The organism is Methanomicrobium sp. (assembly GCF_055145805.1).
The window spans coordinates 1-6,999 of sequence record NZ_JBSREC010000067.1; the positions used below are offsets into that span (position 1 = coordinate 1).

Below are 6,999 nucleotides of genomic sequence, written 5' to 3' on the forward strand. Positions count from 1 at the left end.
CCGATCTAGGACTAAAAACTATAATCTTGAAGAACTCAAAAAAGAAGCATTCTTCCAGATAGAGAAGAATATGGAGCAGTTTGCAATATTAAATGATCATATCAGAAATCCCCTTCAGGCAATAGTCGGCCTTGCCGACCTGTACGGCGGTGATATGGGTTTGAAAATAATATCACAGGCTCAGGAAATAGATGAGATAGTAACCAGACTTGATGTCGGATGGATTGAGTCTGAAAAGGTCAGGGATATGCTTTCAAAACATTATGGGATAACCTTAAAACGCCGCCCGAATGTTGAGAGTCCTATTGGAATGCTTAAAACAGAAGATAAATATTAGTTTTGGATATGAAATTTGAAGGTATTTCTGTATCTGTTGTGAGAAAGCCTGTAAAAAATATCAGGTTGTCTGTTCTTTCCGACTGCACTTTAAGGGTTGTTGCTCCAGAAGGATATGATGTCTCAGACCTTCTTTTAAAAAAGAAGGACTGGATAATATCCCACATTGAAAAGAGGCAGAACTTTTCTGAAAATTACGAGGATAAACTTACTAAAATGCTTCTTTACGGCAATTACTTCTCTGTTGAAGAGGGTGATTTGTGCTTTTTTGATTATGAAAATATGACAATATTCTATCCTTCTGTTGGCGGCCTCAGGGATTTTATTGCAAAAAAGCTGAAAACAGATCTGGAAGTCCGTGTCACAGACCTTGCAGCCTGTATTGGTGTTTCCTGTAAGGGTTTTTCAATAAGAAACCAGAAAACCCGCTGGGCAAGCTGTTCAACACGCGGCACATTAAGCTTTAATATTCGGATTGCAGCCCTTTCTCCTCACCTTCGTGATTATATCATAATACATGAGCTTGCGCATCTAAAAGAGCACAACCATTCTAAAAATTTCTGGAATATTGTGGGAAATTACTGCCCTGAATATAAGGTTTACAGGGAAAATCTTAAGGAATGCTGGCGAATTATTGAGCAGAATGTATTCTGGAAGGCGATGCTTGAATAATGCTGCGAAAAGAATTTTTTTTATCAGGTATTATTTTTAAAAAAATAATTATTCCGGTTCATTAAAATCATGGCAGCGTTTCTTTAAAATCTGCAGCATAATGCTTCTTGAGCTTGAAAAAAATTCACCTTCAAAGCCTGAAATTTTCACAACCTTTGCCCTGATTTCTCTTGAGTCAAGCCGGCTCTGAAGATTTTCAATATCAAAATACTGGTTGAATCCGATTGTAATAATATCCGGGGAAATTTCCTCAATCGGTTTTAACATGTCGTCAATCTCACCGAGGCGTGCGTTGTCGACAACCTTTAATGACTGAACCATGAAAAGACGCTGTTTTTCAGGCATAACAGGCTTTGGCTTATGTTTTATGTTTTCATCCCGGGCTATTATTACAAAAAGCTCGTCACCGAGTTTTTTTGATTCGTTTAAGTAGTAGATATGACCCGGATGAAGTATGTCAAAAGTTCCTGTCGCAACAACTCTTACCATTTATACAACCTCCATTACAAAAGGTTCGCCGTTTGCACGAAAGCTTCTCCATGTATCATCATTGTAAGGCGCACCTATTATGATATGATACCTGCCAACCTTTGGAAAGAATCTCAGGTCTGCATCTGAGGGTCTTACCGCACCTGACGGGTGCGAGTGAGCGCTTCCTGCCATATTTGTGTCAAGAGGCATCATATAAGTATCAAAACTTGCACTCGTTTCCCTTGAAATTGTTCCGGGTGCAAGCTCAAACTCTTCAATAATTCCGTTTTTTATTTTTAGAATTGCCAGAAATTCATTTGGATGCTGACTTTTTCCAAGTGCAAAAAGTGTTTCCAAAAGTTCTCTTCGAATCCTGATATCCGGCATATGACATGATATATTTAAATGCCTGACAGATAATTGTTTCATTAGCCTATTTTGGCATAATTCATTACTCTGTTTGGATAGAATTAATTAGATTAAGATTATTAAAAGTATCATATGTACTCTACGCTACTTGTTGCAATAGATGGATCTGAATCTGCCAAAATAGCTCTTAAAAAGGGTATGGAGCTTGCATCTTCATGGAATTCAAAGATTTATGCAGTCTATACAATTAATACCGGAGTTTACGGGTCATCTGTTGTTGATCCGGCACTTGGTGTTGCTGACCCTTCTTCCGAGAGGATATTCGGCCTTTTAAAATCCGAGGGAGAAGAGATTTTGGCTGAATCAAAGGCACTTGCGCTGGAAAATAACTGCAATGTTGAATTTGAATCCCGTCTGGGTGATGCCCGTGATGAGATTTTGGAATATGCGGGTGAGATAAAGGCAGATCTGATTATCGTTGGTTCAACAGGAAAAGGGATGGCAAAAAGACTTCTTTTGGGAAGTGTAAGTGCTGCAATTGTTTCCAACAGCAAAATATCTGTTCTTGTTGTAAGATAGGCAAAAAGGGTTTTTAAAAAGGCCCGTCCTGATCAAAACTTCTTTTAAATTTTAGTGATAATTCTGCCTTATAAAGCTCTTTTCCGAGATATGCGGCGTGATCCATCAGTGATATGCGGTTATTTTTCATAAGCGTATAAAAGACATCTTCCCAATTTTTTCCCTTAAATGCCGTATTGTTGTGGACTGCAACAATAAAATCCCCCTCTGTTCCTATTCTCAGGTTTCCCAGGGGATCATAATCAATTTTATCCGGCATCTTCTCTGCAGGTATTTCTGATTCATATGAGAGCGGAGGTGTCCTTCTTCTTCTCTTCTCTTTTATACAGAAAAGAGAGAGTCCGAGATCTTTTGGGTAAGGTCTGTTGGTCATAAGGGCCATCATACTAACAGCCCTTTTCATCTCCGAAACACTTCCTCTGGTTTTGTCGGAGTGCTCACTTGTAAAGACAACTGATGCACCTGCCTCCTTTGCCATTCCGGCAAGAAGTGCATTAACTCCGGGAGAGTCGGCATCTATAAGTTCTGTAACATTGCCTGCTCCGAAAAAAATCGGGACATTTAACTCTTTAAATCCAAAAAGTGAACTGATAAGACCTGATCCAACCGGCTGCAGGAGCGGATCGGCAATTATCTTTATTATGCCTGCTTTTTCGGCTTTTTTTATGTTATTTTCAAGGCTTTCTTCAAGAGGAATAATGACTGCCGCTTTTTTGGCAGCGGCTATCTCTTCTGCAACTAATGGTATATTTATCTCCTGAAGTGAGAGGAATATGTCAGCATAGGGAAGTGCTGCTTTTATCAGGTCAGCATCCTGTGTATCTGCCGCATATATTCCGTCAATACCTTTTAAGGATTCAAAGGTTCTTGTAACGTCATCAGGGGATGCATCAAATCCGAAACCCAGGTCCACGATGTCAGCGCCGGAATCAAAAAAATAAGTGACTTTATCTTTTAGACCTTCTGATTTGTGCGCATCCATAATTTCTGCAAGGACTTTTATCCTTGAATTTCCTCCAATTTTAAGTCCTTTAATCTCAAAGTCAGAGGATGAATCCTTTTCATTTTTAACAAGTCTGCCGCAGGCATCTGATTTACGGGTTTCATAAAGCATCTCATCTGCGGGAATTGTTCTTGAAAGAGAGATTTTATCTATTGACTGCAGAACAAGTCCTATGTCTGCTGCATGGCGCGGCCCTCTGAAAACAGGCACTCCTGTCTCTTTTTCCACATCTGTGAAATCTGCAGTGCACATTCCTGATACGAGCACCATTTCACATGGGTTTTTTCTGATAAGCTCCTTTAGTGTCGCAGGAGTGATAAATGCCGCAATTTTGCCGGAAACAGTAATTACAACGTCAAAACCTTTTGATGATTCTCTGACAAGCGGATATGCAAGTGAACCGGTGGGAAGGAGAATTGTCATTGTAGCTTGAATTAATATGCAATAGGTGAAAAATACTACTGATCTGATGCTGAGATGTGATCTTCATGTCCATACAAATTTTTCACGTGACGGTGAGAGCAGTGTTGAGGACATTTTAGAACGTGCGGAAAAAAATGGCCTTGATGCAATAGCAATAGTTGATCATGATACTGTTGACGGTTCACTGTATGCCTTAAAAAAGAGATCAGATGTACTTGTAATACCCGGTATTGAGGTCTCAACCAGGCAGGGCCACCTTCTTGTTCTTGGAATTACAGAGGCAATTCCTGCAGGAATGGATTTTTTTGAGACCGTCAGGATTGCAAGGGAAAAAGGCGGTCTTTTGATTCTTCCTCATCCATATCATCAGTGGAGGCATGGGGTTGCCATAAAGTTGAAGACTGCAATTGATGCAGTTGATGCAGTTGAATCGTTTAACAGCAGATATATTGTTGGTTCTGCAAACAAAAAGGCGGGCAGAAAAGCAAAATTCTTTGGAAAACCCTGTGTTGCCGGAAGTGATGCCCACAATGCCCGCTTTGTCGGATATGGGGTGACCCTTGTCGACGCTGAGAAGAATGTGCCTTCTATACTTTCGGCGATAAGGCAGGCAAACACAGAACCGACCGGAAAGATGACACCACTTCGTTCATATACCCGCCAGTCACTTAAGAATACAAAAAGAAAGATAATCCGGCGTGTACACAGAAGATGAGGCTTGCATTTGAGATTTCATATGTCGGGACCAGTTTTCACGGCTCCCAGCAGCAGGCAGATAAAAGAACGGTTATGGGGGAGATTATCGAAAGTCTCTGTGACCTTGGTATTTTTTCCAGTGCATATAAGGCCGAGATGTCAGTTTCCGGAAGAACTGATGCAGGAGTTCATGCAAAACGTCAGATAATTGCGTTTAATACAGAATATCCTGAACGGGCGGTTTCTGCTGTAAACAAAAAGCTCCCTTCCGACATCCGGGTTACAGGATATGCAAAAGTACCCCCGGATTTTAATCCACGTTTTGCTGCTAAAAAAAGAACATACCGCTATTATTTTCCGGAAGGTGCCGGCGGAGTTTCATACAATTTTAATGATATGAAAGAATTAGCAGACATTTTTGAAGGCAAGCACAACTTTAGATCTTTCTCCCGCCCGAACGGAAAAGCCTTTGAGCGTGAGGTGCTGTCATCAGAATTATACCGCGAGGATGATTTTTTTGTCTATGAGATCAGCGGGTTTTCGTTTTTATGGCATATGGTACGCTGTATTGCATACACTCTTGACTCTGTCGGCAGGGGGGTATTAAATGCGTCAGAGGTGTCAGAAGCCCTGAAAACTCCCTCCCGCAAAAGATTTCCTGCAGCACCCCCCGAGGGCCTGATTCTCTGGGATGTTGAATGCGGAATTGATTTTATCCCTGTAAATATTCATGAAAAAAGTCGTTTGTTTACAAATGATAATCTGAGATATTATTCACAGCTTAAAAAAATATCTGAAATCTGGTAATAAATAAAAAAAAAATAAACGGGTATAAAATTATACCGTAATTATTTGAATGCCGGACGGCTTCATGAGGCTTACAAGCCATGACGGAATCGGCTGGGAAGTCTTAATAACAGTCCTGAAATCGTCCTTGTTTGTCACAACTCCCAGGTATGTTGCTGTCACCTCATAATCCGAATCAAAGACTGTAATTCCAAGCGTTTTTATTATGATATGTTTTGCAGGGAATGTTGCTGTTTCACCTTTGGCAAGGGTTCTTCTGTCATTGTTAATTATAAGTGTAACAGAATCGCCGCTGCTTATTGCTCTTACAGGAATTCCTGCAAAGTTTATATCTGTGTTGTCCGGAATCAGAATATCATAGGTTGCCGAGTAAGAAAGCGGATATCCGTATGCATTTATGTTGTCATTTCCTGTTATGAGAGATACGTATCCGGCTGCAAGGACTGCAAGTATTATTACAACAATAATCAGAATGTTTCTTAAGGTATGATTCTGCGTTCCTGCTGCTTTTTGTTCTTCTTTTTGTTTTCTTAAAAGTTCCTTTTCTATCTCAGCTTTTTTCTTCTCTTCTTCAAGTCGCTTTTTATCCTCTTCTTTTGCCCAGAGCCCCTTTTCCTGCTCTTTTTTTAGCTCTTCTGCCTGGCGCTCTTTTTCAAGCCTCTCCATTTCAAGCTGTTTTTTCTTTTCCGCAAGAAGTCTTTCATCCTCGGCACGCTTTTGAGCCTCTATCTCCTCATATTTTTTAGCCTTCTCTGCTGCATCTTTGTCATTTTTTTCTTTTTCTAGCTTTTTTCTCTCTTCTTCACGAATTTTTTCCAGTTCTTTTTCTGACAGACCATTTCCGTTACTGGATTTTTCCTCTTCACCCGGCAGTTTTACAGCTTCACTCACCTTTTTTGTAAAACCTTCAAGTGATTCCTTATCAGGCAATTTTACCATATAATCTTCACCTTAAGAGAATAGATCTGTTTATAAATATTTAAGTCATTCTGGTGAAATTTCATTAAATGTCCTAAAAAAAGATAAGATAATATGACAGAAAAACGGGTATATTTCTCTTTGTATCTGATAAAAAAACTGCAATGTCTTTTTTTTTTCGAATCTCTTAAAAACTTTTTATCCTGTATGGCTTGTTATCAATTATTACAAACTCAGAACCATTCTGATAATAATGTTTGGCATTAAAGACCCTCTTTTCCTCACCGTCAATTAAGTATTTTTCGTAACCCTCGTGAGTAAAACTGTGGATTCCACCAATATTTATCAGCTCATCGCCGTCAATTATGTATTCAGTGTCTTTAACAATAATATGGCGGGCATTTTTGAAGATTTTCTTCTGGCCGTTAACCAGAAAATTCTCAGTCTCATCAGAATAGAATTCATAATCAGCCATAATTGAAAATTCATCATTATCATGGGATGAAACATTGGAATATTCATCTGTTTCTTCAGAAGCTTTCGAAAATACATCATCTTCATCGGGAAAAATATTTTCATCAGAATTATAACCGGTGTTATACTCCTCACGTTTTGCGCTGTCGCCCAAAATCTCGTATGCTTTTGTTATCTTTTGAAATCTCTCTTTAGCGTTTGGATGAGTGGACGTATCCGGGTGAAATGCCTTTGCAAGACTGCGGTAAGCT

General features: G+C 39.6%; 9 protein-coding genes and 1 pseudogene. 5 read left to right on the forward strand and 5 right to left on the reverse strand.

Annotated elements, in window-relative coordinates:
- Both ACTB1O_RS06290 and ACTB1O_RS06295 read left to right on the forward strand, forming a co-directional pair.
- A pseudogene (locus ACTB1O_RS06290) lies at positions 1-337 on the forward strand (hypothetical protein); the annotation flags it as partial.
- An 8-nt stretch (positions 338-345) separates the two neighbouring features.
- Positions 346-1,008, forward strand: a complete 663-nt coding sequence (locus tag ACTB1O_RS06295; protein WP_462994288.1) for a M48 family metallopeptidase — start codon at positions 346-348, stop codon at positions 1,006-1,008.
- 48 nt (positions 1,009-1,056) lie between these two features.
- On the opposite strand, the gene ACTB1O_RS06300 is transcribed toward ACTB1O_RS06295, so the two are convergent.
- Both ACTB1O_RS06300 and ACTB1O_RS06305 read right to left on the reverse strand, forming a co-directional pair.
- Entirely contained in the window at positions 1,057-1,497 is a 441-nt protein-coding gene (locus ACTB1O_RS06300; protein ID WP_462994289.1) for an adenylyltransferase/cytidyltransferase family protein, read from the reverse strand.
- The gene (locus ACTB1O_RS06305; protein ID WP_462994290.1) at positions 1,498-1,866 is read right to left on the reverse strand and encodes a Mov34/MPN/PAD-1 family protein; all 369 of its coding nucleotides are present in this window, start codon (positions 1,864-1,866) and stop codon (positions 1,498-1,500) included. It lies immediately after the preceding gene.
- Between the two features lie 114 nt (positions 1,867-1,980).
- Here ACTB1O_RS06305 and ACTB1O_RS06310 point away from each other — a divergent pair, with 114 nt between their 5' ends.
- The gene (locus tag ACTB1O_RS06310) at positions 1,981-2,427 is read left to right on the forward strand and encodes a universal stress protein (protein WP_462994291.1); all 447 of its coding nucleotides are present in this window, start codon (positions 1,981-1,983) and stop codon (positions 2,425-2,427) included.
- Between the two features lie 13 nt (positions 2,428-2,440).
- Here the strand turns inward: ACTB1O_RS06310 and ACTB1O_RS06315 are convergent, their stop codons facing one another.
- Positions 2,441-3,853: a dihydropteroate synthase-like protein gene (locus tag ACTB1O_RS06315; RefSeq protein ID WP_462994292.1), complete on the reverse strand. Its 1,413-nt coding sequence runs from the start codon at positions 3,851-3,853 to the stop codon at positions 2,441-2,443.
- Between the two features lie 46 nt (positions 3,854-3,899).
- Here ACTB1O_RS06315 and ACTB1O_RS06320 point away from each other — a divergent pair, with 46 nt between their 5' ends.
- Positions 3,900-4,568 (forward strand): CehA/McbA family metallohydrolase, encoded by a 669-nt coding sequence (locus ACTB1O_RS06320; RefSeq protein WP_462994296.1) that lies wholly within the window; start codon positions 3,900-3,902, stop codon positions 4,566-4,568.
- The gene (gene truA, locus ACTB1O_RS06325; protein ID WP_462994293.1) at positions 4,565-5,356 is read left to right on the forward strand and encodes a tRNA pseudouridine(38-40) synthase TruA; all 792 of its coding nucleotides are present in this window, start codon (positions 4,565-4,567) and stop codon (positions 5,354-5,356) included. Before ACTB1O_RS06320 ends, truA begins: the two co-directional genes overlap by 4 nt.
- 30 nt (positions 5,357-5,386) lie before the next feature.
- Here the strand turns inward: truA and ACTB1O_RS06330 are convergent, their stop codons facing one another.
- Together ACTB1O_RS06330 and ACTB1O_RS06335 are read right to left on the reverse strand one after the other, a co-directional pair.
- Positions 5,387-6,295: a hypothetical protein gene (locus ACTB1O_RS06330; protein WP_462994294.1), complete on the reverse strand. Its 909-nt coding sequence runs from the start codon at positions 6,293-6,295 to the stop codon at positions 5,387-5,389.
- 166 nt (positions 6,296-6,461) lie between these two features.
- A partial coding sequence (locus ACTB1O_RS06335; RefSeq protein WP_462994295.1) for a DnaJ domain-containing protein occupies positions 6,462-6,999 on the reverse strand: 538 nt, incomplete at its 5' end.

Coding starts and splice junctions, on each gene's coding strand:
- ACTB1O_RS06310 (WP_462994291.1), top strand. CDS start 1,981: ATGTACTCTACGCTACTTGTTGCAATAGATGGATCTGAATCTGCCAAA.
- ACTB1O_RS06320 (WP_462994296.1), top strand. CDS start 3,900: ATGCTGAGATGTGATCTTCATGTCCATACAAATTTTTCACGTGACGGT.
- ACTB1O_RS06305 (WP_462994290.1), bottom strand. CDS start 1,866: ATGCCGGATATCAGGATTCGAAGAGAACTTTTGGAAACACTTTTTGCA.
- truA (WP_462994293.1), top strand. CDS start 4,565: ATGAGGCTTGCATTTGAGATTTCATATGTCGGGACCAGTTTTCACGGC.
- ACTB1O_RS06330 (WP_462994294.1), bottom strand. CDS start 6,295: ATGGTAAAATTGCCTGATAAGGAATCACTTGAAGGTTTTACAAAAAAG.
- ACTB1O_RS06300 (WP_462994289.1), bottom strand. CDS start 1,497: ATGGTAAGAGTTGTTGCGACAGGAACTTTTGACATACTTCATCCGGGT.
- ACTB1O_RS06315 (WP_462994292.1), bottom strand. CDS start 3,853: ATGACAATTCTCCTTCCCACCGGTTCACTTGCATATCCGCTTGTCAGA.
- ACTB1O_RS06295 (WP_462994288.1), top strand. CDS start 346: ATGAAATTTGAAGGTATTTCTGTATCTGTTGTGAGAAAGCCTGTAAAA.